The sequence below is a fragment of the Kaistella carnis genome (assembly GCF_003860585.1).
Lineage (GTDB): Bacteria > Bacteroidota > Bacteroidia > Flavobacteriales > Weeksellaceae > Kaistella > Kaistella carnis.
On record NZ_CP034159.1, the window covers coordinates 2,789,912 to 2,816,081 of the forward strand.

The window sequence follows — 26,170 nt, forward strand, 5'->3', positions numbered from 1 at the left end:
GAATTTATGAAATAATTTGTAGAAATTTGGATTTAGAAAAAACCTTATGGAACTTTTTGATTTTATTCACGATCCACATTTCAATTGGCTTCCGAAAGATGGAACGGTTAATTATTATGGAAAAATTTTGACAAAGGAAGAAGCAGATTATTTTTATTTAAATCTTTTAGAAAAGATAGACTGGAAAAATGATGAGGCCATTATCTTTGGAAAGAAAATTTTAACCAAAAGAAAAGTTGCCTGGCATGGGGACAAAGACTTTAATTATACCTATTCGAAGTCTACAAAAACAGCACTTCCCTGGAGTGAAGAGTTGCTTCTTTTAAAAAATAAAATAGAGGAGAAGACAGGAGAAAAGTTTAATTCATGTCTGCTGAATTTATACCACGATGGCAGCGAAGGCATGGCATACCACAGCGATGCGGAAAAAGATCTGAAAAAAAATGGAACCATAGCTTCCCTCACTTTGGGAGCAGAGCGAAAATTTTCTTTTAAACATAAAACCTCTGGAGAAAGAATAGATTTATTTTTGGAGCACGGAAGTTTATTAATAATGAAAGATGAAACGCAAACCAATTGGCTTCACCGATTACCCCCGACAAAAAAGATAAGGACTCCAAGAATCAATTTGACCTTCCGGATGATTGAAAAAACATCGACTTGAAATTTAATTTTAAATCATTATATTTGATTTCATGTTAAAGTAATTTGAATTATTTGACAACGTTTCATAAAAAAAAATTAAGAAAAATTTATTATTTTTTAAGAAGGAGAGAAACTTATAATGAGTAATTTTGATACTATATATTAATAACAAACCTATTTAACTATGAAAAAAACAATGGCAATGGCCACATTAGCACTTGCAGTATCTTTCGGATCAATTTCTTGTAAAAAGAAAGTGACTGATGCAGAACTTCAAACTCAGGCAACAACAGTTGTAACTTCTAACCCGAACGCTACAGTAGAAGTAAAAGACGGAACAGCACACTTAAGCGGAACATTCACAGATCAAGCTTCAAAAGATCAAATGATTGCTTCACTAAAAGCAATTCCTGGAGTTAAAGATGTAATGGATATGTCGACAATTGAGGCACCAATGGTTGTAGAAACTACCAGTGCCGTAGATCCGGCAAACGTACAGAAAGTAACAGATGCTTTAAAAGATTTCCCATCTGCTAAGGCAGAAGTAATTAATGGCGAATTAACCATCACCGGGAATGTATCTCCAGAGCAGGCACGTAAAATTAAAATGTCTGTAGACGCAATGCAAGTAGGAAAAGTAAACTATAATTATACTGTAAAATAATTGAAAATGAGTACATTACAAGATAAATATGCAAGTGTGATTTCTGCAGCACAATCTGCGGGAATTGCTGACCTAAAAGTTTCTGAGCAAAACGGGATTCTATATGTTGCCGGAAATGCAAGCACTTCTGCAGCGAAAGATGCAGTTTGGAATGCCCTTGGCGCAATTGATTCTACTTATTCTGCTTCAGATATCAATGTCGATGTTCAGGTAGCAGGATTATCTGCAGGAGCGTCTTTAAAGGTGAATACCGATTCTTCTAACCTTAACATCAGACAGGAACCTTCTACAGAAGCTGCTATTGTTGGTAAAGCTGCAAAAGGAGAGTATGTAACTTTGGTGGAGCAAACCTCTGACGAATGGTGGAAAGTGAAAACTGCCGGTGGCGCAGAAGGTTATGCTTACGCTAGGTATTTGCAGGCATAAGAAGATCTTTATTTAAAATACGAAACCTCTGATGATTCAGAGGTTTTTTTATTGGAAATTATTCTAATAAACCGGCGGCGTGCCTTTAGAAAAGACAACTTAAGATCAAAATACCTTCTTTCTCTACAATTTTCATATTTACATTTTTTGTTCAGTCAATAAAAGACTTTTTTAAATAAAGAAGAGTCATTTCCATTATTATATTAAAAATCCAAGATAGGAGCAAGTCAATCGTTTATCCGAAAAAGAATTGTAAATCAAACTTTCACAAAAAAACATATATTTGTAATCTTACAATAAAAAATATATATGAAAGGTCAAAACAAACTGTTCATCGCCATCATTATCGCTCTAATCGTGGGCGTTGTTATGGGTGGAGTCGTGCATCTTCAATATCCTGACAGTTCCGAAGGATTCTCAAAAAATATAAAACTTTTAGGCACAATATTCATCCGTTTGGTGCAGATGATCATTGCACCGTTGGTATTTACCACTTTAGTAGTAGGTATTGCTAAAATGAGTGATATTAAAATGATTGGAAGGGTGGGAACCAAAGCCATGCTCTGGTTTATTACCGCTTCTTTGGTTTCGTTAATGATCGGGTTGGTGTTTGTAAACTGGTTAGAGCCGGGCTTGGTCATGCAGCTGGACAAACCCGCAGCGGATGCCGCTACCGAAGTCGTTGCAAACAGTCAGGGATTATCTTTAGAAGAATTTGTAAAACATGTGATTCCTAAAAGTTTATTCGAAGCATTCGCAACCAATGAGGTTTTACAAATCGTAGTATTCTCCATCATGTTCGGAGTTGCTTTGGCGAATATGGGCGAAGAATATACGAAGCCCATAGTTAGAGCATTAGATATTTGTGCTCATGCCATCTTAAAAATGGTAGGTTATATCATGTGGTTTGCGCCACTCGGTGTACTGGGCGCGATCGCGGCAGTAGTAGCAACGAATGGTTTTGAGATCTTTAAAGTGTATGCCATCTATCTGCGGGATTTCTTCTTTGCATTGGGGGTTTTGTGGATGGTTCTTTGTATCGTAGGTTATTTCATCTTAGGAAATCGTTTATTCGAATTGTTAAGAAGGATCAAAGAACCTTTGTTAATTGCATTTTCGACTACAAGTTCAGAAGCAGTTTTCCCAAAATTGGTTGAAGAACTCGAAAGATTCGGTTGCAACAACAGAATTGTCTCCTTTATTTTACCTCTGGGATACTCTTTTAATCTAGATGGAAGTATGATGTACATGACTTTCGCAGCCATTTTTATCGCTCAGATTTATGGGATTGATATGACTTTGGGGCAGCAGATCATCATGCTTTTAGTTTTAATGTTAACCTCCAAAGGAATCGCAGGGGTACCAAGAGCAAGTTTGGTCATCATTGTGGCAACCTGCACCATGTTTGGAATTCCACCCGAAGGAATTGCCTTGATTTTACCAATTGATCATTTCTGCGATATGGGAAGAAGTATGACCAATGTTTTAGGTAATGCTTTAGCAACTTCTGCAGTTTCTAAATGGGAAGGACAGCTCGATAATCACGGCGGAGATTTATAAAATGAGATATTCCTCCACGGAATGCAGAATAAAAAATCTTTAAAATGATCCCTTACTAATTTACCTTTATGGAAATCATTGCAAAAATTTTAATTGGATTGGTTGCCTTAGAGCATCTGTATATTTTATATATGGAAATGTTTGCCTGGGAAACATTAGGTAAGAAAACCTTCAAAGGCTCATTAAAAGAGGAATTGTTTAAACCGACAAAAGGACTGGCAGCAAATCAAGGGTTATACAATGGTTTTCTTTCTGCGGGATTAATTTGGTCGCTCATCATCACCTCAACCTCTTGGGCAGAAAATGTGGCAATTTTCTTTTTGTCTTGCGTTATTGTAGCCGGAATATTCGGTGCAATTACCGCCTCCCCAAAAATATTTTTTGTTCAGGCTCTCCCAGCGATATTGGCGCTGATTGCAACATTGTACTTTGGTCTCAATTAGAATCAGTAGTAAATCTATAGGATCTTTATCGACATCAAATAAATAAATAAATCCCGTTTTCAGAACGGGATTTTTCTTTAAAATTTAAGGAAGTATTTAACTTCTCTCACAGCCTCTTCTGCTATCATTAAATGTTACTGCCAATAGATTTTAAAAGCGATAAGATCAATTTCTACTTTCCCCCAATCTTTATTTTTCCACTTAGATAACTTTAAAAAAATAATTGCCGCAAATTTATTTGACCATGATCTCATCCACAAAAATAAATGCATCACCTCCAAAACCTTGATGCCACTCCGGGAGTTTGCCGAAATTTTTCGCAACAATTTTAAGATATCTTGCTTCTGTTGGAACAATTGCAGCTTTAAATTCTCGCACAGTATTTTCTGTAATTTTTGGATCCAATGTGTTTTCCACGGTGGCAATTTTGAAAAAATCTTTGTTGTTAGAAGATAAATAGTAATCCACTTCGGTTGGCATCAGAATCCAGCTTCGGCTGTCCTGCAAATAGCGGGAAGAGATTTCACTTATCTTTCGCTGCATTTTTAAGTCAACTACGGCCTCGAAATCCTGCGACTGAAAACCTTGCCAATTTCCTTTTCTCCAGTTCTCATCACCCAGAATTCCATCAATCAATCCGCCTGTTCCACCCGCATCATATTGCGGGTTGTACTTCGATTTTGTCTCAATGGACCAGTTATTTGGCTTCCGATTAAAAAATGCAGTAACCACCGAACTTTTTTCACCTTTATTCTCGGCGTAGGCAGAAATCGTGGTGGTTTTAGAAATTCGGAATGGCTTTTTATAAGGAATAAATCGCTTTCTCACATTAGCATCATCTTCATCCAAAGTCATATAAAAGATTTTATCTTTTGGATTCAAAGCTTTAATTTTCACTTTAATTGGTTTGTCAAAAACGGAGTTTGAAGATTCGATAATTGGAGCAACAACCAGATCGGGAACTTTTAGCGGCTCTAATTTTTTAATGTTTTCAAAGCCTAAATTTTCAAGTTCAATTTTTGGAGTCGTCGGTGTAATAATCTTTGAAGTACCATCTTCAAAATTTATTTTTACTTTTTCAAAGTAAGGAGTCGTCGTTTCCCAGCCAACTTTCCCCGGAGTTATAGGATATATTCTCATGGAACTCAACACAAACCAGGAGCTCATTTGTCCGCAATCTTCATTTCCAATCAAACCGTCGGGTGTGTTTTTGTAGAAGTTATCCAGAATAAATTTAATTTTTTCGTCTGTCTTTTCCGGCCTTCCAACTTTATTGTAGAGATAAGCAATATGATGACTCGGTTCATTTCCATTAGCATATTGGCCCATAAGTCCGGTGATGTCGACTTGTTCCCTACCGGTTGTTTTTTCGGAGGCTGAAAAAAGTCCATCCAGAAATTTTTCAAATTTTTCCTTACCACCATGAAAGGCGATCAAGCCTTCAATATCTTGTGGAACGAAAAAAGAATATTGCCAGGAATTTCCTTCCGTGAAATTATTATTGACTTCATTTGGTTCAAAGGGTTGAAGCCAGCTGCCATTCTTTCTGGCCTGCATAAAACCAGTCTCCGGATTGTAAAGATTTTTCCAGGATTGCGACCGCTTCATAAAATAGTAGTAATCTTCTTTTTTATTTAAAATTAGAGCCATCTGCGCAATACACCAGTCATCGTAAGCATATTCCAAGGTTTTCGAAACACTTTCATGTTCATCTTCTACGCTGATATAGCCGTTCTGTTTGTAAGCATTCAATCCGAAGTGATCTTCCATTGCCGATTTTTTCGCAGCCTCATAGGCTTTTTCATAATCGAAACCTTGAATATTTTTTGCCATCGCATCTGCGATTACAGAAACGGAGTGATAACCGATCATACAAAACGTTTCATTGCTTGCGAGTTCCCAAACCGGCAACCTTCCGCCTTCGTCATATTGTTTGATAAAAGTATTAATGAAATCAGAAGTTCTTTTTTTATCTATTAAAGTCATCAAAGGATGATAAGCACGAAAAGTGTCCCACAGAGAAAAGACCGAGTAATAATCAAAACCTTCCGCCGTGTGAATTTTATTGTCGCGGCCGCGATATTTCCCATCAACGTCCATTGCAAGATTTGGCTGCATCATCGTGTGATATAATGCCGTATAGAAAACTGAAAGCTTGTCTTGATCTGAAGAAGTCACTTCTATTTTCGAAAGTTCTTTGTTCCAATCATTTTCCGCATTCTTTTTAATAAATTCAAAATCGCTGGATTTTCCTTCCGCCAGCATGTTTTTTCGCGTTCCTTCATAAGAAGTTGGAGATAGGGCGACCTTAATTAAAATCTTTTCGCCCTTTTTTACGGAAGTCGAAAAAGCCAAAGCTATATTTTGCCCGGAAAAAGTGGTGGCGCTGGATTTATCTTTTTTAGAGGCAACAATTTTCATAGGTTTTGAAAACTCTATTCTGGCAAAAATGTATTGATTCGTGGCCCAAGCTTCACTTCGTCGGAAAACCTCAATTGTTTTAGAGTCAATGATCCGAATTTCTCCTTCGAGCAGTTTATCGCGGTGATTTAAGTCTAATATAATGTTTGCATTTCCTTTTTTATTAAAAGTATATTCATGATATCCCACTCTTTTTGTGGAAGTAAGTTTCGCATCAATATTAAATTTATCTAATGTAACCTGGTAAAATCCGGCACTGGCTTTTTCGTTTTGATGAGAAAATTCGGTGGAATATTCTTTAGGGTCCAAACTGGCCTTTCCCATCGTGGGCATCAATAAAATATCACCATAATCGGACACACCGGTTCCGTTCAGGTGCGTGTGCGAAAAGCCATAAATTATTTTGTCTGAATAATGATAACCGCTGCACCCGTCCCAACTTCCATCAATTCGAGTATCTGGGGAAAGTTGCACCATACCAAAGGGAACGGTTGCCCCCGGAAAAGTGTGTCCGTGACCACCCGTTCCTATAAAAGGATTTACATATTGCGCAAAATTCTGTGCATTAAGGATGAAAAAGGAAAAAATAAAAAGGAAGACGGAGATTTTTTTCATGATAAAAAACTTGATGAGTGAAGATATTAAAAAATTAAGCACCCACAATACATGAACTTTATCAATAACTTTTATTGATTCTAAATAAGAAAAAATTGCCTAAATTTGTAATTCAATTTATAGAAGAAAATTATGTTGACGAAAGAAAAAGTTCAGTCGTTTCTGAAAGAAATAGAAGTTGATGATTTGGTACACAATTTCCAGGTCATGGGGAATGATGTTTATATTGATATGACGGCTCATTCACCGGCAATGCACGAAAAGAAAAAGCTGGAAGCTGCGATGAAACAGGCGTTTGCATCCCAGTTTGGGGAAGATATTGTTCTAAAATTAAAAATTGCCTCTCCAGAGCCTTCTGAAGTACAGCAAAATCAAATCAAAGGAAAGCAGATCAAAGGAATTCAAAATATCATTGCCATCGCTTCGGGTAAAGGAGGCGTTGGTAAATCTACGGTGGCCGCTAATATTGCGGTGACTTTAGCAAAAATGGGATTCAAAGTTGGAATTCTTGATGCTGATATTTATGGGCCGTCTGTTCCAACCATGTTTGATACGGAAGGGGCGAAACCTATTTCTGTAGAGGTTGACGGAAAAAGTATGATGAAACCCATCGAAAATTATGGTGTAAAGATGTTGTCTATCGGATATTTCTCCGGAGCCAACCAAGCCGTAGTATGGCGTGGACCGATGGCTTCAAAAGCTTTGAACCAAATGATCCGTGATGCAGCTTGGGGAGAACTGGATTTCCTCTTAATTGACCTTCCACCGGGAACAGGCGATATTCACCTGTCGATCATTCAGGAGGTTCCTGTAACTGGTGCAATCATCGTAAGTACACCGCAACATGTTGCTTTGGCAGACGTAAGAAAAGGGATCGCAATGTTCCAGATGGAAAGTATTAACATTCCTGTTTTAGGATTAATCGAAAACATGTCGTACTTTACCCCTGAAGAACTACCGAATAATAAATATTATATTTTTGGAAATCAGGGAGCGCAGTATTTAGCAGAAGATTTAGGAATTCCTGTCTTAGGAGAAATACCTTTAATACAAAGTGTGCGTGAAGCCGGAGATGTCGGCAGACCTGCAGTTTTACAGGAAAACTCTTTAATCTCTGAAATTTATACCAAGACCACTCAGAATATGATTGAAAGTTTGGTAGAGAGAAATAAAAACCTTCCGCCAACGGAAGCGGTGAAAATTACAACTATGGCAGGTTGTTCCCCGAAAAAGTAAATTCTTACTTTTGAGGATAATAATTCATTTTTACCCTATTGGGGAACTGATTTTACAATGATGAACAAACAAATAACACACGAAGAAACTGTAACCAAAGTGATGCATGCTTTAGAAAGCATTCGTCCGTTTTTGAATAAAGATGGTGGCGATATCGAACTGATCGATGTGAAAGATCATATCGTATTGGTAAAATTGCACGGCAACTGTAATGGCTGTCCTATGAGTTTCTCAACCATGAAACTGGGCGTTGAAAATACAGTAAAGCAATTTGCTCCCGAAATTCTCGAAGTTTTGGCAGTCGAATAATCTTTATGATTAAACGAAAGAAAATTAGAACGGGCCTTTGGTCCGTTTTTTTGTGAAATCCTACGCAGAGTATCTATAAATTCAATTATTTCTTTAAATCTAAATAGGATTGAAATTAAATTAATATTTTAGCGGATTAAACGAAAATTATATGATTGCCATAATAGACGGCGGTTCTACCAAATGTGACTGGGTTATTCTGGAAAACTCTGGCAAACCTCATTTGAAAACGACAACTTTGGGTTTTAATCCCAATATCATCAATCCCGATTTTATAATGAAAGAGATTGATCGGAATCCCGAATTATTCTTTCTTAAAAATCATATCGAAAAAATATTCTTTTATGGTTCCGGATGTGGGACTGAAGCCAATGCCAAAAAGGTGGAAGATGAATTTGTGAAGATTTTTCCCCAGGCAGAAGTGAGAATTAAAGAAGATATGACGGCCGCAGCTTATGCGGCCTATAATGGGAAACCGGCAATGGTTTGTATTTTGGGAACAGGATCAAATTCCTGCTTCTTCGATGGAGAAAAAATTAGAGTTGATTTACCTTCGCTCGGCTTTTTAATCGGTGATGAAGGAAGCGGAAGCGCTCTAGGTAAAAATCTGCTGCGCCGTTTTTTCATGAAAAAGCTGCCACAGGATTTGGAACGCGCTTTTATCAACACTTACAATCTCACCATTGATGAGGCGATAAAAAACATGTATCATAATCCCAGAGCCAACGCGTATTTGGGGGAATTCAATAAATTTATCGCCGAGCATAAAAGTCATTCCTATTTTCAAAATATGGTTTTTGATGAAATGAAGAATTTTTTGGATTACCAAGTCTTGCCTTACAAAGAAGCGGGTGAGGTTGAAATTAATTTCATCGGGTACATTGCTTATATTTACGAAGATATTTTACGTTCTGCCGCAGCTGAACTAAATCTAACCATCGGAAAAGTGGTGCAGAAGCCCATAGAAAGTTTGGTAGATTATCACAAAAAATACATCCTGAATCTCGACTGATTTTAAATCGGTAAAAAAAAGTATATCCTAACCGCGGAAGAGGTTTTGTACCTTAAACCGTTAAAAAATATTATTATATGTCCACTAAAAATAACAGAGACCAAAAGAATTTTAACCAGGCAGCCTTGGATTATCATAGTGTAGAACCCAAAGGAAAGATTGAAGTAATCCCGTCCAAACCACATTCTTCCCAAAGAGATTTATCCCTTGCTTACTCGCCGGGAGTTGCGATTCCTTGTTTGGAAATTGAAAGAGACCCAAAATTAGCCTACGAATATACCGGAAAGGGAAACCTGGTCGCCGTAATTTCAAACGGAACGGCAGTTTTAGGATTGGGTGATATCGGTGCAGAAGCATCAAAACCAGTCATGGAAGGAAAAGGATTGCTGTTTAAAATATTTGCAGATATTAATGTATTTGATATTGAAATCAACGAAAAAGATCCTGATAAATTTATAGAAATTGTAAAAGGGATTGCGCCAACTTTTGGTGGAATTAACCTGGAAGACATCAAAGCTCCCGAAGCTTTTTATATAGAACATCGATTAAAAGAGGAGTTGGATATTCCATTAATGCACGATGATCAGCACGGTACGGCAATTATCTCGGCAGCAGCCTTGTTGAATGCGCTTGAGATTGCAGGAAAAAAAATCGATGAGGTGAAAATGGTTGTAAATGGTGCAGGTGCTGCAGCAGTTGCGTGTACCAAACTTTATCTGGAACTCGGCCTTAAAAAAGAAAATATATTGATGTGTGATTCCAAAGGAGTCATTAATCATAAAAGAACAAATCTGACGCCTGAAAAACTAGATTTTGTCGCGAATACAGAAATGGAAACTCTGGCTGAAGCTTTAAAAGGAGCCGACGTTTTTATCGGACTTTCCAAAGCCGATGTGATGACTCCGGAAATGCTTTTGAGCATGGCAGAAAACCCAGTCGTTTTCGGCCTGGCAAATCCAAATCCGGAAATAAATTATGAGCTCGCAATGGAAACCCGAAAAGATACCATTATGGCGACGGGCAGAAGTGATTATCCTAATCAGGTAAACAATGTTTTGGGATTCCCTTATATTTTCCGCGGTGCCTTGGATGTTCAGGCACGTGGAATTAATGAGGCGATGAAACTTGCGGCAGTAAGAGCGCTGGCCGATCTCGCAAAAGAACCCGTTCCGGAAGCCGTAATTCTTGCTTATAATCTTAAGAATTTAAATTTTGGAAGAGAGTATTTTATTCCAAAACCATTTGATAACCGTTTGATCACCAAAGTATCCATCGCGGTAGCAAAGGCAGCGATGGAAAGTGGAATTGCTGGCAAGCCTATCGAAAATTTCGAAGACTACGAAAATGGTCTGCTAGACAGAATGGGACGGGATGAAAAACTCATCCGTATGATGCAGAACAGAGCACGTTCTAACCCGAAAAGAGTTACTCTTGGTAATGCGGAAGAATACAATGTTCTGAAAGCTGCACAGATACTTTATGAAGAAGGAATTGCCCAGCCGATTTTATTGGGTGAGAAAAAATATGTTCAGGAGCAGATGAAGAAATTCGGTATTGAACTGAATGTTCCGATTGTGGACCCAATGGATGAAGATCAGGAAGAAAACCGTATTAAATACCGGGAAACTCTTTGGAAACTGCGCCAAAGAAAAGGAATGAATGAGTATAAAGCTAAAAGATATGTTCGGCAAAGAGATTATTTTGGACCACTCATGTTGCATCATGGCGACACCGATGCTTTAATCGTAGGATTTTCAAAAAATTATTCTTCTACGCTTAAACCTATTTTAAAAATTATTGAAAAAGAAAAAGGCGTAGATAAAATATCATCAATGATGATGATTATCACCGAAAAGAAACCTTTGTTCTTTGCAGATACGTCTGTTAGTCAAAATCCGACCGCCGAGGATTTGGTAAATATTGCGAGAATGTCTGAGCTTACCGTAAAAACTTTTGCCGTAGAACCGCGTATTGCAATGCTTTCGTTTGAGAATTTCTCCGGTATTTCTGAGACTTCTAAAAAAGTCGCCAAAGCAGTTTCTATTTTGCACGAAAAATATCCTAAAATGATTGTGGACGGGGAAATTCAGCCCGATTTTGCTTTAAACAGCGATCATCTTTCAGATTATCCATTCTCAAAACTGGGAACCACGCCGGCGAACGTTTTTGTATTTCCTAATCTGGAAAGTGCAAATATATCTTATAAAATTATTAGAGGTTTAAAAGTGGCGCAGGTTGTCGGACCTATTTTAATGGGACTGAAAAAACCGGTTCATGTTTTACAGATGCGTGCGAGCGTTGATGAGATCGTGAATTTAGCGACCATCGCGGTATTAGATGCTCAAAGGAGAGAAAAGAAATAGTAATAATTATATAAAAATAAAGCTAAAAAAACACAAATCATGATTTATTCGCTAAAGGGAATTGTGCAGCAGCTTCACCCAACTTCGGTCGTCGTAGACGTACAGGGAGTTGGTTATATGGTGGGGATCAGTTTGCAGACTTCTGAGAAATTAACTTTAGGAAAAGAGACCTTTCTAAACATCCAACAGATCATTCGGGAAGATGCACATTTGCTTTTCGGTTTTAACACAATTTTAGAAAAGGAAATGTTTAATCTGTTAATTAGTGTTAATGGAGTTGGGCCGGTTTCTGCCCTTATTATGCTGTCTTCCTTGTCCCTTACAGAAATAGCCACGGGCATCCTTTCTAACAACAGTGGGATGCTGCAGAAGGTCAAGGGAATTGGGGCAAAAACTGCCGACAGGATCATTGTTGATTTGCGGGATAAAGTACAGAAATTCAATGTTTCTGAGGAAAATATTTCTACATTTGTAAATAATAAAGTCAAAGAAGAATCGTTATCTGCATTAGAGGTTTTAGGAATTTCGAAGAAGATGAGCGAGAAGATTGCCGACCGGATTCTTAAGCAAAACCCCGATCTTTCAGTAGAAGATTTGATAAAGCAAATTTTAAAAAATATTTAACATTTGGAGAAGAATAGTTTTTTTCAGCATAAAGTTTTAGTTTTAGTTTTCACGTGTTTTTCTTTTGCAATCAGTTTTGCACAGGAAAAACCTTCGGACAGTACCTCGATTAGGACAGATTTTTCTCTGCCCGATCCCCTTCGCTATGAAGCCTTCTATGATGTAGGCAGCGGAATGTACATTCTTTATCCGAAAGTGGGAAACATGGTTGTAGGTAATCCGGTATCGATGACGTCGGAGGAGTATTATCAATACATGCTGACCAATCAGCTGAAAGAGTATTATCGGGAGAAGTCCTCTATGAATGCTTTAGGCTACCGGAAAGATCAAACGGAAGCCATTAAAAAAGGATTGCTTCCCTCTGTGAATATAAAAAATCAGTTGTTTGAAACTTTGTTTGGTGGCAATAAAATTGAAATTATTCCGCAGGGATTCGCTTCTTTCGATATTGGCGGCCTCTACCAAAAAATCGACAATCCTTTAATTCTACCCCAAAACAGAACCAACTTCGCGATTGATATTCAACAGCGTATTCAGCTGGGTTTGCTTGGAAAAGTGGGTGAAAACCTTCAGCTTAAAGCAAATTATGATACCCAAAGTGGTTTTGCTTTTGAGAATCGAATGAATTTAGTTTGGCAGGCAAAAGGAAGCTGGAAAGATCTACAATCCAAAGGTTTGAACGATAAAACTACCGGTGGAGAAGATAAAATCATAAAAAGAATAGAATTCGGTAACGTGAATATGCCGCTTTCCACAAGTTTAATTCGCGGTTCGGAATCCTTGTTTGGTTTAAAAACAGAATTTCAGCTGGGTAAAACTTATGGTACTTTGGTGTTCTCCCAACAGCAGGGTGAAGCCAGAACAATTGTTGCTCAAGGCGGCGGCGTAATGAATACCTTTAAATTAAACGCGATCGATTATGAAGATAATCAACACTATTATTTAGGCCGTTACTTTTTAAATAATTATGATCAGGCCTTATTAAATTACCCTCAAATAAATTCCAGAATCAGTATTACCCGAATTGAAGCCTGGGTTTTAGATCAAGGTTCCGGTAATCTTCAGGATCAAAAAGGAATCGTCGGAATTCGTGATTTGGGTGAAGGTGTTGCTGGTTTTCCCGATAACGCACAGAATAATTTATATCAAAGTGTAGTCGCTTTGGGACCTGCAATTCGTGATGTCAATACGGCATACAATGCGATCAACGGACAATCTTTCCCAAATGCCAACGGTTCACCTGAAACTTATGTGGATGGGGAACAGTTTATTTTTAACAGAAAGGCCCGAAAATTAAGCCAAAACGAATTCACCTTTCATCCACAGTTGGGTTATGTGTCTTTAAATCAAAGGCTTAATGACAATCAGCTTTTAGCGGTTTCTTACAGTTATACCTTAAACGGAGATAACAAAGTATATAAAGTAGGAGAGTTCTCCGAGGAAAGTCCGGTTTTAATTACGAAAGTTTTGAAACCAAACAGCACCGTGAAAACAACTTCTCCGATGTGGGATTTGATGATGAAGAATGTGTATTCACTAAACACCAATCAGATTAATCCAGATGGTTTCTTATTAAATGTATATTACCGCGATCCTCAAAGTGGCGGAAAAGTGAATTATTTGCCTACGACCGTAACGAATCCTACTGAGCAGGTAAATCCGAATTTATTGAAATTATTCAATTGGGACCGACTCAATATGAACAACGATTTACAGCAAGGTGGCGGAGAAACTGGAGATGGAATTTTCGACTTTGTGCCTGGAATCACAATAGATCCGGAAAATGGTAAAGTGATTTTTACCAAAGCAAAACCTTTCGGTTCTTTCCTGCAGACTGCTTTAGGAAATAACGATCCGAAGTATGTATTCAACGAGCTTTACGACCAGCAAAAACAAGTGGCTTCCCAAAATAACCTGGCTTTACGCTACACCATGGAAGGCCGTTTCAAAGGTTCGCAAGGAACCGGGATTTCTTTAGGCGCAATCAATGTTCCACAAGGATCCGTAAAAGTGACTGCGAATGGAGTTCAGTTACAGGAAGGTGTTGATTACACCGTAGATTATATGTTGGGAACGGTAAATATTATTAATGAAACGGTGAAACAATCCGGACAGGCAATTAATATTTCCCTTGAAAATCAACTGACTTTTAACACCCAGAGAAAAAGATTTTTAGGTTTAAACTTAGAAAGAAAATTCAACGAACATTTAACAGTCGGTGCGACCGTGGTGAATTATGCGGAAACGCCTTTAACTCAAAAAGTGAATTTCGGTCAGGAAGCGGTGAATAATACCATGGCAGGATTCAATATTTTATACAATAATGAACTTCCTTTCCTTACAAGATTAACAGATAAAATTCCGCTAGTAAATACAGAAGCACCTTCGAACTTAAGCTTTATGGCAGAAGGTGCATATTTAATTCCGGGGCAGAATAAAGGAATTGGCGATCAGTCTTATATTGATGATTTTGAACAGAGCACTTCTAAGATCTCTCTAAAAGAACCTGCGATGTGGAGCTTAGCTTCGAAGCCTGAAAAAAATCCGGAGCCTATATTTTCAAATGGTAATTTGAACGATAACCTGGCCCATGGAAATGGAAGAGGTTTATTGACCTGGTACAATATCGACCCAAGATTTTACGGAATTGGAGGAAAAGCACCGAATGGAATTAATGCAGCCGCGGTTTCTAATCACGCTTCAAGAAGAGTACAGACTTCAGAATTATACAACAGCCGAGATTTCGTGGCAGGTGAACAATTGTATACGAATACTTTTGACGTGAGTTATTTCCCAACAGAAAGAGGACCGTATAACGTAAATCCAAATTCCGAATCAACACAGGAACGTTGGGCCGGTTTAATGCGACCGATCTCAGTGTCAAACTTTACCAATTCCAATATCGAATATGTAGAATTCTGGATGATGGATCCTTATGCTGATGGAAATCCACTTGGAGCCCAGCCCAAACTACTCTTACAGTTAGGAAATGTCTCCGAAGATGTTCTGAAAGATGGTAAGTTGATGTACGAAAACGGTTTGCCAACGGCGACTACACCAGCAAATACTACAACAACGAACTGGGGAGTTCAGCCGAATCAATTCCCGGTACTGTATGCATTTTCTTCGGAAGGAGAAGATCGGGTGGCTCAGGATTTAGGTTACGATGGATTGGATGCGTTAGGTGAGGCTGAAAAATTCGGCACCAATTTCGTGAATTCGGTGACCAATGTTTCCGATCCGGCTTCTGATGATTTTGTCTTTTATTTATCAGATAAATTTCAGGGGACTCAAGCATCTTCTTTGATGGAACGCTATAAATATTTCCGTGGACCGGAAGGGAACTCTCAAAGTAATACCTTGGAAGTTGCTACTCAAACTCCGGATGCCGAAGATATTAACCGTGATTACAACTTAGATCAAAGTGAAAACTACAACCAATACACCATTAATTTAGATCAAAGTAATTTGGTACTGGGACAGAATTTCATTGTTGATGTAAAAGAAGTAGAAGCGAAATTTCAAAATGGGCAAACAAGCACTAATAAATGGTTCCTTTTCCGGGTTCCTGTTGCTCAGTTTGATACTGGTGCGGGGGAAGCTGATCCTTCTATTTTAAATAATGTGCGTTTTGCCAGAATGTTGTTGACCGGTTTTGATCAGACTTCAACTCTTCGTTTCGGAACCCTTGATTTGGTAAGAAGTGACTGGAGAAAATACACCAAAAATATTGCAACAAATACGGGCGAAACGGAAGGAATTGATTTCGTGACCGATCAAAACCTGGATGTTGGAAGTGTTAATTTAGAAGAAAATGGTTTAAATCAGCCACCATATGTTCTTCCTCCGGGAATCGACAGACAGGTTCTAAGCGGAAACGCGGGCGCTCAAAGACAGAACGAAGCTTCACTATATATGAAAGTACAGCCATTAGAGAAAAACTCTTCTCGTGGTGTCTTCAAAAATGTGGCTTTGGATATGCGTCGTTACAAAAATTTAGAGCTTTTCGTACACGCAGAAGATTTAAAAGATGTTAATTCTTCTAACTATGATGAAGATGCCAAATTCTTTATCCGTTTTGGAAGTGATGCAACAGACAATTACTACGAGTATGAAGCTTCTTTAAAATACACCTCTAAAAACGCGAGATCTCCATTAGAGATTTGGCCTTCAGAAAACACAGTGGATTTAGCCATTCAAAATTTTGTAGATGCTAAATTGCGAAGAGACCAGGATTTCCCAACTCAGATTGACATTCGTCGCGAAGATGTAGAATATGGTTCACTGGATCCTAATAAAAAGATCTACATTAAAGGTCGCCCGAGTTTAGGAAACGTGACTACGATTATGTTAGGAGTCCGAAACAAAAATGCGGTCGTCAGTAAAGATCTTGTTTTATGGGTGAATGAAATCCGTCTTTCGGAAATTGAAAACAAAGGAGGTTATGCCGGAAACGCTAGTGTAAACTTCAATTTGGGAGATTTTGCTTTGGTAAATGCAAATGGGTCCTATTCCACAATTGGTTTTGGTGGAATTGCGGAAAAACCGTCCGAAAGATCCCAGTCAGCGCAGTCTGCTTTTAATATCAATACTACCGTAAACGTAGATAAGTTCTTACCGGAAAAAATAGGTTTAAAAATTCCTGTAAATTATTCTTATACGCAAACCATTGAAGATCCTAAATATAATCCGCTGGATAATGATGTGACTTTCGAGAATGCGCCAAACAGAGAAGAACTGAAAACGGTTGCCAGAACTTATACACAGCAAAGAAGTATTGGTGTAGTAAACATGCGTAAGGAAAGAATGAATCCGAACAAAAAACCGAAATTCTATGATGTAGAAAACCTTTCGGTAACGACGATTTATAACGACGACTATTTCCGCGATGTGTATACTAAGAAAAATTACCGACAGTATTTACGTGGATACATTGATTATAATTACTCCTTTAAACCTTATGTCATCCGACCATTCAATAAAATGGTAAGCGACACGGCGAAGTCTTATAAATATTTACGTTGGTTAAAAGAAGTGAACTTTAATCCAGTTCCGACAAGATTATCTTTCCGAACAGAAATCGACCGTAATTACAACGAATTAGAGTTTAGAAATATCGATGCTATTCTGGGCGGTAATGCAGGTCAGGATTTTGATGTCATCAGAAACAGAAATTTCTATTTTGGCTGGCAATATGGTTTAGGATTTAATTTCACCAAATCTTTAAAGCTGGAAATAAATTCTGCAATGCGTACACTGAATGATAATTTGAGTGTGTATGACATGAACAATAAATCGATTTTCGCTGATCCTTTCCGCGCAGGTCGACCGGTGTTATACAACCACAGAGTTCAGTTAAACTATCGATTGCCGTTCGAATATTTACCTTATTTGGATTTCATCAATGCTGAATTGGGTTACGGTTTTACTTATAATTGGAATGCAAGAAGTACCGTTCTCACCAGTTTCGTAAATCCTGAAACCGGAGTTGCAGAAAGTTTAGGAAGCATTGGTCAAAACACCAATAATATCATTGCAACATCTACGGTTGATATGCCAAAATTCTTTGGTAAGTTTAAGTATTTCCAGAACATCAGTGCCAAAATGCAAAAACGTAAACAGGAAGTTGATTCTTTAAATAATGTTTACAATTTAGCCTGGCAGAAAAAGAATAAGAAAAGAGATTTCAAGAACTATAAGTTTAAGAATAAATTGAATCCATTGCAAAGTGTTGCATATGCGTTAACCTCAATTAAACAACTTGATATTTCTTATAATGAAAATAACGGTACCGTTTTACCGGGCTTACTTTCTGCACCGAACTGGTATGGGTACGGACAGACTTTGGGCGGACCAACTTATGGCTTCCTTTTAGGATCACAGGCTGATATCAGAAGAACGGTTATCGAAAACGGCTGGATCTCGAATTCCAATTATATGAATGATCCGTACTCGCAAATGAAGAATCAAAACTTCCTCGCAAACGTGCAGATTATGCCGGTGAATGATTTTAGAATTGATATTAACTTCCTGAAAAATTACAACAGCAACTTCATTCAAGGAGGCTATAATGTAGATGCGGATTCTAATCCTGCAAATGGATTCCAGTTTTCTTTCGGAAGTGATTTAATCACCTATTCCAAAACGGCGTGGACTTTTGGTACTACGTTTACAGATGGTCGCAATATTTATGAGAATATGATCGCCAACGCGAAAGTAATTTCGCAGCAAATGGGTGGTGCTGTTGGCCCGGATGGATATACAGACGGACATTCATTAGCCAATGCCTATGTTTTAGTTCCGGCGTTCCAGGCTGCAGTCGAAGGCAAATCGCCATCAGGTCCTATTGGTGATGCTAAAAAATCGGGCTTCCCACTTCCAAACTGGAGAGTGACGTATTCAGGCTTGAAGAATATTCCGCTCATCAACAGTCAGTTCTCTAAATTTGATATTCTGCATGGGTATACTTCTACGTATACCGCGTCTGGAATTCAGTCGAGTATTGATTATTATAATGTTCAGAATAATTCAATTTCAGACCGGGATGCTTTTGGGGATATTTATAATCCTTATACCTTCTCTCAGGTGGGATATGTTGAAGCATTTGCACCGCTTATTGGTGCCGATGTAACCATGCGTAACAATATGCAGTTCCGTGCACAGTATAATATTGACCGTTTGTTTATGCTTGGTTTGGTGAATCACACTTTAACAGAAGATACCGGGAAAGAATATATTGTAGGATTCGGTTATATTCTGAAGGATTTTAAAATGAAACTGAACTTTAAAGGAAAAGAAAGAACCATTAAAAGTGATCTAAATTTCCGTGGAGATTTCTCTTTAAGAGACAGCCAAACCAGAATCACCAATATTTTACAGGATGATTCACAGGTAACAGGTGGTCAAAGAATGATGAGTTTTAAACTCTCTGCAGACTATAATATGTCTCAGAATTTTAACATTCGATTCTTCTACGATCAGTTGATGACGAAATATAAAATTTCTACGGCGTTCCCACTTTCAACAGTTCGTGCAGGTTTAACGGCGACGTTTACTTTCGGCGGAACCGGCGGCTTTTAATAAATTTTAAATAGTTATGATAAAATTCCTCTCAGATCGAGAGGAATTTTTTTTGAAGAGATAAGTATTTAATTTTATCATGATTTAAGGTGGTCCGCTGGCTTTTTAGAGTGATCATTATTTTAAGTTCCACCCTCATAAAAAGGGATCGGTAAAAACTCTCTTTTGCTTTAGGATGAGGATAGAAATTAAATCCTTATTTTTGCTTTCATAATAGAAACCTATGAATCAAGATATCGACTTCGATGATGATGTATTTACCGGAAAGGAACACACCCCTTTACGTAAGGATGCTTTCGATAAATCTCCGGAAGAAAAAATCGAAATTATTCAAAAACATTTCCATGCAATCATGGAAACTTTAGGCATGGATATGACGGATGATTCTTTAAAAGATTCTCCAAAAAGAGTGGCGAAGATGTATGTCAATGAAATTTTTGGCGGACTTCTTCCTGAGAATAATCCTCGGATTTCTACTTTTTCCAATAAGTACAAATACCGCCAAATGTTGGTAGAAAAAGATATTACAGTTTACTCTTTCTGCGAACATCATTTCTTGCCTATTATTGGGCGAGCGCATGTTGCTTATATTTCGAATGGAGAAGTGATCGGACTTTCAAAAATTAACAGAGTCGTAGATTATTATGCTAAACGTCCGCAAGTTCAGGAACGCTTAACCATGCAAATTGTAGATGCTTTGAAAAAAGCCCTAGGTACCAATGATGTGGCCTGTATCATCGAAGCCAAACATTTGTGCGTGAATTGTCGTGGTATAAAAGATACCGCAAGTTCTACAACAACCGCCGAGCTCAGCGGGCTTTTCAGAACAAATGCAATTACCCGTCAGGAGTTTCTGCATTATGTAGGAAATCGTTCGAGTCTGGATTAATTATTAATTAGATGTTAGACGATAGAATTTAGGTGCTGGACTGAAAATAATTTTTTTAGTTTTAAGTATTTTTTTAACTATTGTGAACTCTCAACTCTCAAGCAAATGCAACTAAAAATATATAACTCCCTTTCGGGCGAAAAAGAAACCTTCACTCCAATTCATGATAATAATGTGGGGATGTATGTTTGTGGTCCAACTGTTTACAGCAATGTTCATTTGGGAAATGTCCGAACTTTTATGTCTTTTGATTTTATTTACCGTTCACTGGTTCATTTGGGATACAAAGTTCGTTATGTACGAAATATTACCGATGCAGGACATTTAACGGACGACGGAGATGTAAATAATGACCGTTTCGTAAAGCAATCCCGTTTAGAAAAACTGGAGCCGATGGAAATTGTACAGAAATATACCGTCGATTTTCATAAAGTCTTGGAGGTATTTAATCTACTTCCACCTACAATTGAACCTACCGCTACGGGACATATCTTAGAGCAGATTGAACTGACTCAAAAATTAATAGATAAAGGATTCGCTTATGAAAGTAATGGTTCTGTATACTTCGATGTTTTAGAATACAACAGTAGAGGCCTAAACTACGGTGAACTTTCCCGTAGAAATATTGAAGAGCTTTTTGCAAATACCCGCGATTTAGATGGTCAGAGTGAGAAAAAAAATCCTCAGGATTTTGCCCTTTGGAAAGCCGCTTCTCCTGCACATATTATGCGCTGGAATTCTCCTTGGGGAGAAGGTTTCCCAGGTTGGCATTTAGAGTGTACTGCAATGTCAACGAAATACCTCGGTGAAAAATTTGATATTCACGGCGGTGGAATGGATTTGAAATTTCCGCACCACGAATGTGAAGTTGCCCAAGGAAAAGCTTGTAATGGAGTGGAACCTGTAAATTACTGGATGCACGCCAATATGTTGACCATGAATGGACAGCGCATGAGTAAATCAACCGGGAATTATATTTTGCCTATGGAACTTGTTTCCGGAAACAATGATTTCTTTGAAAAACCTTTTCATCCAACCATTGTGCGTTTCAACTTTATGCAGGCGCATTACCGAAGTGTTTTAGATATTTCTAATGAAGCGATGGTGGCGAGTGAAAAAGGATTTCAACGTTTGATGGAAGCTATGAAAGTCCTTTCAAATGATAATTTCCCGACTGCTGAAGTGTCAGGTTTTGATTTAAAAGCGTGGAAAGAAAAATGTTATGCTGCTTTAACCGACGATTTCAATTCTCCAATTTTAATTGCCCATCTTTTTGAAGCAGTCAATTTCATCTTTAAATTGAAGGATGGAAAAGAGACCATCATAGAAAACGATTTACAGGAACTGAAAAAATTGATGAGTGATTTCGTTTTTGATGTTTTAGGCTTACAGAATATTGAGGAAAACAATAATGCGAAGTTAGACCAGACATTACAGGTCTTAATCGACTTGCGAAATCAAGCCCGTAAATCCAAGAACTTTGATCTTTCCGACCAAATCCGCGACCGTTTGCTTGCTGAAGGAATTGAGTTGAAAGACGGAAGAGAAGGCACGAGTTATTCGATTTCTTAATTTTGGAAGTAATGACACCTGAAGATTATCTTAAAACATTAAGGTAAAATATAGTTTTACAAAACTTTAAAAGTTTACAACCTTTCTTAATTCTTTTTAAGAAAGGTTTTTTTTATTGCGTTGGAAAAACTCCATTATCTTCATTTTTAATGATTTATCGCACGTTTAAAGTTGACCATTGTAACTGAATGATTATGAGGTGTTAAACCATATCAACTAAAATATAAGAAAAGAGTTTCACTTCAATAATTCATCAAATTTTTCCTAAATTGCGATTCTTAAAGAAAACCTTTTATGAAACTATATCTTAATATCAATTTCCGAACGAAAGTCGGTGAGAATCTGCAAGTTCGCATATTTGAAGATGGAACAGAAGAGAAAGTTCACGCCTTAAAATATTCCGACAACGGAAACTGGCTGGGGGAAATCGATTACTTTTCAAAATCAATTTCTTACAAATATCAGTTGGTGAATAATGCAGGAGGTGTTCTGGACGAAGAGTTTTCTTTACACCAATTAAATTTTCCACATAACTACGATGAATTCGTGATTAATGATTTTTGGAATGCCAAAAATTTCCCCGAAAATTATCTCAATAATAAAATTTTAAAAAATAAACTGCGTCATTTTAAAGCCGATAAAGTTACGGTCTTAAAAAAACATACGCATCTTTTCCGCTTAGAAGCTCCAATCTATCATCCAAACTGGAAAGTCGTGATTCTTGGAAATTGTGACGCACTTGGAAACTGGCAATATCTAAAAACAGTTCCAATGTCCCAAACTGATTTCGGCATTTGGGAAGCAGCAGTAGAACTTCCACAGAATCAAATAATCGAATATAAATACGGATTGTTAAATACGGATTCCGGCGAAGTGTTCGATATTGAATATGGAGAAAATCGCTGGGCATTGCCGAATACTGAAAAGAACATTCTTAAAATTCAGGCGGATCACTTTTTCAAATTTAAGGCGTTTGAAATGTATCACGCTGCCGGAGTTGCCGTTCCGGTTTTTGCTTTACGAACAGCAAGTGGTTTTGGCGTTGGTGAATTTCCAGACTTAAAGGATCTCGCAGATTGGGCGGCTAAAACGAATCTTTCGGTTTTGCAGATTTTACCCATCAATGATACAACCGCTAATTACACCTGGACGGATTCTTATCCTTACGCAGCGATTTCGGTGTACGCTCTTCATCCACAATATTTATCCCTCGAAAATCTGGAATTTCCGCTACCGAAAAATCTAGTTAAAGAATATACTGCAGAAAAAGAAGCTTTGAACGCTTTAAGTCTGATCGATTATGAACAGATGATTTCCGGAAAGTGGAAGTATATTAAAATCATTTTTGACGAGAATAAAGTTGAAATTTTAAAAGACAGAAACTTTAAAAAGTTTATCAAAGAGAATGAAGATTGGTTAATTCCATATTCTGCTTTTTGTGTGTTGAGAGATAAGTACAAAACGCCCAATTTTAATGATTGGAAAACCCACAAAAAATATATTGCCGGAAAAATCTCGCCTTTCTTTACTGCCAAAAATAAAGATTACGAAGCCTCAATGTTGCATGCTTGGGTTCAGTATCAACTTCACTTACAGTTAAAAGATGCGATTGATTATACACACAATTTAGGAATTTCTGTAAAAGGAGATTTGCCGATTGGAATTTACAGGTATTCCGTAGAAGCTTGGGCAGAACCGGAATTATTCGGAATGGATTTTCAGGCTGGAGCACCACCGGATCAGTTTACAGATCTTGGACAAAACTGGGAATTTCCAACCTACAATTGGGAAGCGATGAAAGAAGACGGTTACCGTTGGTGGAAAAATCGTTTTAAAGCATTGGAACAATATTTCGATGCGATGAGAATTGACCATATTCTTGGTTTTTTCAGGATTTGGAGAATGCCGATGAGCGCGACGCAAGGAATTTTAGGATATTTTTATCCTGCGGTTCCGGTGAGAATGGAGGAGTTTCACGCGAGGAATATTAATTTTGATTATGACAGGTTCTGTAAGCCTTTTATAAATGATCAAATTCTTTGGGATTATTTTGGAGAAGAAAGAGATTCCATTCATAACCAGTTTATGAATAATCATTTTGACGGAACTTATACTTTTAAAGAAGAGTTTGATACCCAAAGAAAGTTGACCGATTATTTCAAGACCAACTCTTACGGTTGGGCAGAAGAGCGACTTATTGCTCTTGCCGCAAATGTTCTTTTCTTGCAGGAGCAAGTGAATGAAGAGGAGTTTGTGTATCATCCCCGATTTAATATTGAGAAAACCGATTCTTATAAATACCTGAACATTGACGAAAAAAGAAAGCTTTCGGAACTTTATGTAGACTATTTCTTTAAACGTCAGGATGGCTTATGGTATGAAAAAGCCATGGAAAAACTTCCGGTGATTTTAAATGCAACGGATATGTTAATTTGCGGCGAAGATTTAGGTTTGGTGCCGGAATCGGTGCCACAGGTGATGGATCGTCTAGGAATTACGGCCTTGAAAGTTCAGCGAATGCCATCTGATGATATTCCATGGTACAATCCAAAACATGCGGGATATATGAATGTGGTTACCGCAAGTTCTCATGACAGCTCCACTTTGCGACAGTGGTGGCATGAAGACCGAAGCCTCACGCAGAAATATTTTCATAAACAGTTGGGGCAGTACGGAACAGCGCCTTGGAATTTAGAACCGCAGTTGGCAGAGATGATCATGAAACAGCATCTTTACAATGAAGCGATGTTGGCTATTTTCCCTATTCAGGAGTTTTTGGCGACAGATCAGGCGCTGAGCAATCCGAATATGGATGAAGAACGAATTAATAATCCCGCTGTATTTCCACATTATTGGCGATATAAAATGCATCTTAATTTAGAAGAATTAAAGAATAAAGAAGAATTTAATAACAAAATTGCGGGTTGGGTTTCCGATGCGAATAGAAATTAAACTAAAATTTTTCGAGATAGGATATGATTGATAGCTTTTAATTTAAAAATTTGATTATCAATGTATTAGCAGAAGTTAAAGCGTTTCGTTTTAACTTCTGTTTGTTTTTATAATCCAAAGAACAGTGATGATGAAAACAGTAAGGTAATTTAAAGTAAACTCCTAATTTAGATTAAAATTTTGGCACGTTATTTTATTATTAATTTATTAATTAATTAAAAAGTCAATTTGAAATGAAAAAAATACTACTTGGTTTATCAGTGTTTTTAATGACATTGGTTTCCGCCCAGAATTATCCGGATTACTATCCTACAAACGGATATGAAAACAACGGTAATTATGGTGACTATGATGACGAATATTATTTTCCGGATGATTATTACTATGAATATCCAGAAGACTATTACGCCAATGATTTGTACACTAATTATTACAATGATTATCGCCAAAGTATTGTCGATGTAAACTGGAATCGATTTTTTTCGATGCAAAGACTTTCACCGTGGCAGGTTCATCAGATCAGAATGCTGAACAACAGCTATCCTTCCTATGCTGCATGGAATTCTGTTTACAGATATAATCCCGACCGCTGGTATTACGACAGATTCTATGCTTTGCAAAGAATATTGGGACCAACTGTTTTCGTAGTGTTCCAGAATAACTACTATAATGGATACAATCCGGTAATTTACTATCAGAATTATAACAGAAGACATTATGCCAGAAATGTGTATGTGGTGCCAAGATACCGAAACATCAACGTCAATGTGTATAAGGTGAATAAAACACAGTTTCAGCAAAGTAATCCCAGAAATAATATTGGTTTTCAACAAACTCCAAGAACGGGACAAACTGCAACCATCGGGAATACAAGAAACAATAGATTCAGAAATGATAATGTAACTCAAGGAAGCGGAATTCGAAATAATTCCATAAAAGCGGAAACAGTTGCGCCACGAACTAACAATACACGACCAGAACAGTCTGGATTTAGGAATAGCAGCATCAGAAGAGAAGCACAAGCTCCGTCAAATAACGGAAATATAAGAAACAATTCCACCTTGCAAAGTGGTTCCCGTAACACGGCTCCTAAAAAAGTGGAAAGCAATTCCGGAAAAAGAAATGATACCAATTCCGGCTCAAGAACCCCAAGTTCTAACTCAAGAAACTCGGGATTAAGGTTTACCTCCCGATAATTTTAGATTTTAATGTTTATAATGATGGAGAGCAGTTTTGAAAAGAAACTGCTCTTTTTAATAAAGTAAAAATTTCTTGAATTTTAAATAAAGGTCTTTTAAGAATCTTTTATTTTTAATAAGGCATTATTTTTATAAATAGAATGTTTTAATTAATAGGAAA

General features: G+C 37.5%; 16 protein-coding genes. 15 read left to right on the plus strand and 1 reads right to left on the minus strand.

Going from position 1 to position 26,170, the window contains the following annotated elements; genetic code table 11:
* Positions 1-46 precede the first annotated feature (46 nt).
* The 5 genes from EIB73_RS12930 to EIB73_RS12950 all read left to right on the plus strand — a co-directional run bounded on the left by EIB73_RS12930 (position 47) and on the right by EIB73_RS12950 (position 3,738).
* Positions 47-664, plus strand: coding sequence for an alpha-ketoglutarate-dependent dioxygenase AlkB family protein (locus tag EIB73_RS12930; protein ID WP_125025663.1), 618 nt, complete (start codon positions 47-49; stop codon positions 662-664).
* A 165-nt stretch (positions 665-829) separates the two neighbouring features.
* The gene (locus EIB73_RS12935; protein ID WP_125025664.1) at positions 830-1,309 is read left to right on the plus strand and encodes a BON domain-containing protein; all 480 of its coding nucleotides are present in this window, start codon (positions 830-832) and stop codon (positions 1,307-1,309) included.
* Positions 1,310-1,315: 6 nt separating this feature from the next.
* Entirely contained in the window at positions 1,316-1,735 is a 420-nt protein-coding gene (locus tag EIB73_RS12940) for an SH3 domain-containing protein (RefSeq protein WP_125025665.1), read from the plus strand.
* Between the two features lie 309 nt (positions 1,736-2,044).
* A complete protein-coding gene (locus EIB73_RS12945; RefSeq protein WP_125025666.1) occupies positions 2,045-3,295 on the plus strand; it encodes a dicarboxylate/amino acid:cation symporter in 1,251 nt (416 codons plus the stop codon).
* A 68-nt stretch (positions 3,296-3,363) separates the two neighbouring features.
* On the plus strand, positions 3,364-3,738 hold the full coding sequence (locus EIB73_RS12950; RefSeq protein WP_125025667.1) for a DUF1304 domain-containing protein: 375 nt from the start codon (positions 3,364-3,366) through the stop codon (positions 3,736-3,738).
* Positions 3,739-3,972: 234 nt separating this feature from the next.
* Here the strand turns inward: EIB73_RS12950 and EIB73_RS12955 are convergent, their stop codons facing one another.
* Positions 3,973-6,774, minus strand: coding sequence for a GH92 family glycosyl hydrolase (locus EIB73_RS12955; RefSeq protein ID WP_125025668.1), 2,802 nt, complete (start codon positions 6,772-6,774; stop codon positions 3,973-3,975).
* Between the two features lie 132 nt (positions 6,775-6,906).
* Between EIB73_RS12955 and EIB73_RS12960 the strand changes: the two genes are divergently transcribed.
* From EIB73_RS12960 to EIB73_RS13005, 10 genes are all read left to right on the plus strand, one after another.
* On the plus strand, positions 6,907-8,010 hold the full coding sequence (locus tag EIB73_RS12960; RefSeq protein ID WP_125025669.1) for an Mrp/NBP35 family ATP-binding protein: 1,104 nt from the start codon (positions 6,907-6,909) through the stop codon (positions 8,008-8,010).
* A gap of 60 nt (positions 8,011-8,070) precedes the next feature.
* Positions 8,071-8,319, plus strand: coding sequence for a NifU family protein (locus tag EIB73_RS12965; protein ID WP_125026125.1), 249 nt, complete (start codon positions 8,071-8,073; stop codon positions 8,317-8,319).
* 151 nt (positions 8,320-8,470) lie between these two features.
* Positions 8,471-9,331: a BadF/BadG/BcrA/BcrD ATPase family protein gene (locus EIB73_RS12970; protein WP_125025670.1), complete on the plus strand. Its 861-nt coding sequence runs from the start codon at positions 8,471-8,473 to the stop codon at positions 9,329-9,331.
* A gap of 77 nt (positions 9,332-9,408) precedes the next feature.
* Complete coding sequence (locus tag EIB73_RS12975) at positions 9,409-11,694, plus strand: NADP-dependent malic enzyme (RefSeq protein ID WP_125025671.1); 2,286 nt, start codon at positions 9,409-9,411, stop codon at positions 11,692-11,694.
* 39 nt (positions 11,695-11,733) lie between these two features.
* Positions 11,734-12,318 carry a Holliday junction branch migration protein RuvA gene (gene ruvA, locus EIB73_RS12980; protein WP_125025672.1) on the plus strand — a complete coding sequence of 195 codons (585 nt, stop codon included), beginning with the start codon at positions 11,734-11,736 and terminating at the stop codon, positions 12,316-12,318.
* 3 nt (positions 12,319-12,321) lie between these two features.
* Positions 12,322-19,398 carry a T9SS outer membrane translocon Sov/SprA gene (gene sov, locus EIB73_RS12985; protein ID WP_125025673.1) on the plus strand — a complete coding sequence of 2,359 codons (7,077 nt, stop codon included), beginning with the start codon at positions 12,322-12,324 and terminating at the stop codon, positions 19,396-19,398.
* A gap of 223 nt (positions 19,399-19,621) precedes the next feature.
* Entirely contained in the window at positions 19,622-20,287 is a 666-nt protein-coding gene (gene folE, locus EIB73_RS12990) for a GTP cyclohydrolase I FolE (RefSeq protein WP_125025674.1), read from the plus strand.
* A 105-nt stretch (positions 20,288-20,392) separates the two neighbouring features.
* Complete coding sequence (cysS, locus tag EIB73_RS12995; protein WP_125025675.1) at positions 20,393-21,859, plus strand: cysteine--tRNA ligase; 1,467 nt, start codon at positions 20,393-20,395, stop codon at positions 21,857-21,859.
* A gap of 294 nt (positions 21,860-22,153) precedes the next feature.
* On the plus strand, positions 22,154-24,811 hold the full coding sequence (locus tag EIB73_RS13000; RefSeq protein ID WP_125025676.1) for a 4-alpha-glucanotransferase: 2,658 nt from the start codon (positions 22,154-22,156) through the stop codon (positions 24,809-24,811).
* Between the two features lie 233 nt (positions 24,812-25,044).
* Positions 25,045-26,007, plus strand: coding sequence for a hypothetical protein (locus EIB73_RS13005; protein WP_125025677.1), 963 nt, complete (start codon positions 25,045-25,047; stop codon positions 26,005-26,007).
* The last annotated feature ends 163 nt before the right edge of the window (positions 26,008-26,170 follow it).

What these genes read in the sequence shown, in the direction of transcription:
- EIB73_RS12930 (WP_125025663.1), top strand. Translation starts at nt 47, where the DNA reads ATGGAACTTTTTGATTTTATTCACGATCCACATTTCAATTGGCTTCCG.
- EIB73_RS12935 (WP_125025664.1), top strand. Translation starts at nt 830, where the DNA reads ATGAAAAAAACAATGGCAATGGCCACATTAGCACTTGCAGTATCTTTC.
- EIB73_RS12940 (WP_125025665.1), top strand. Translation starts at nt 1,316, where the DNA reads ATGAGTACATTACAAGATAAATATGCAAGTGTGATTTCTGCAGCACAA.
- EIB73_RS12945 (WP_125025666.1), top strand. Translation starts at nt 2,045, where the DNA reads ATGAAAGGTCAAAACAAACTGTTCATCGCCATCATTATCGCTCTAATC.
- EIB73_RS12950 (WP_125025667.1), top strand. Translation starts at nt 3,364, where the DNA reads ATGGAAATCATTGCAAAAATTTTAATTGGATTGGTTGCCTTAGAGCAT.
- EIB73_RS12955 (WP_125025668.1), bottom strand. Translation starts at nt 6,774, where the DNA reads ATGAAAAAAATCTCCGTCTTCCTTTTTATTTTTTCCTTTTTCATCCTT.
- EIB73_RS12960 (WP_125025669.1), top strand. Translation starts at nt 6,907, where the DNA reads ATGTTGACGAAAGAAAAAGTTCAGTCGTTTCTGAAAGAAATAGAAGTT.
- EIB73_RS12965 (WP_125026125.1), top strand. Translation starts at nt 8,071, where the DNA reads ATGAACAAACAAATAACACACGAAGAAACTGTAACCAAAGTGATGCAT.
- EIB73_RS12970 (WP_125025670.1), top strand. Translation starts at nt 8,471, where the DNA reads ATGATTGCCATAATAGACGGCGGTTCTACCAAATGTGACTGGGTTATT.
- EIB73_RS12975 (WP_125025671.1), top strand. Translation starts at nt 9,409, where the DNA reads ATGTCCACTAAAAATAACAGAGACCAAAAGAATTTTAACCAGGCAGCC.
- ruvA (WP_125025672.1), top strand. Translation starts at nt 11,734, where the DNA reads ATGATTTATTCGCTAAAGGGAATTGTGCAGCAGCTTCACCCAACTTCG.
- folE (WP_125025674.1), top strand. Translation starts at nt 19,622, where the DNA reads ATGAATCAAGATATCGACTTCGATGATGATGTATTTACCGGAAAGGAA.
- cysS (WP_125025675.1), top strand. Translation starts at nt 20,393, where the DNA reads ATGCAACTAAAAATATATAACTCCCTTTCGGGCGAAAAAGAAACCTTC.
- EIB73_RS13000 (WP_125025676.1), top strand. Translation starts at nt 22,154, where the DNA reads ATGAAACTATATCTTAATATCAATTTCCGAACGAAAGTCGGTGAGAAT.
- EIB73_RS13005 (WP_125025677.1), top strand. Translation starts at nt 25,045, where the DNA reads ATGAAAAAAATACTACTTGGTTTATCAGTGTTTTTAATGACATTGGTT.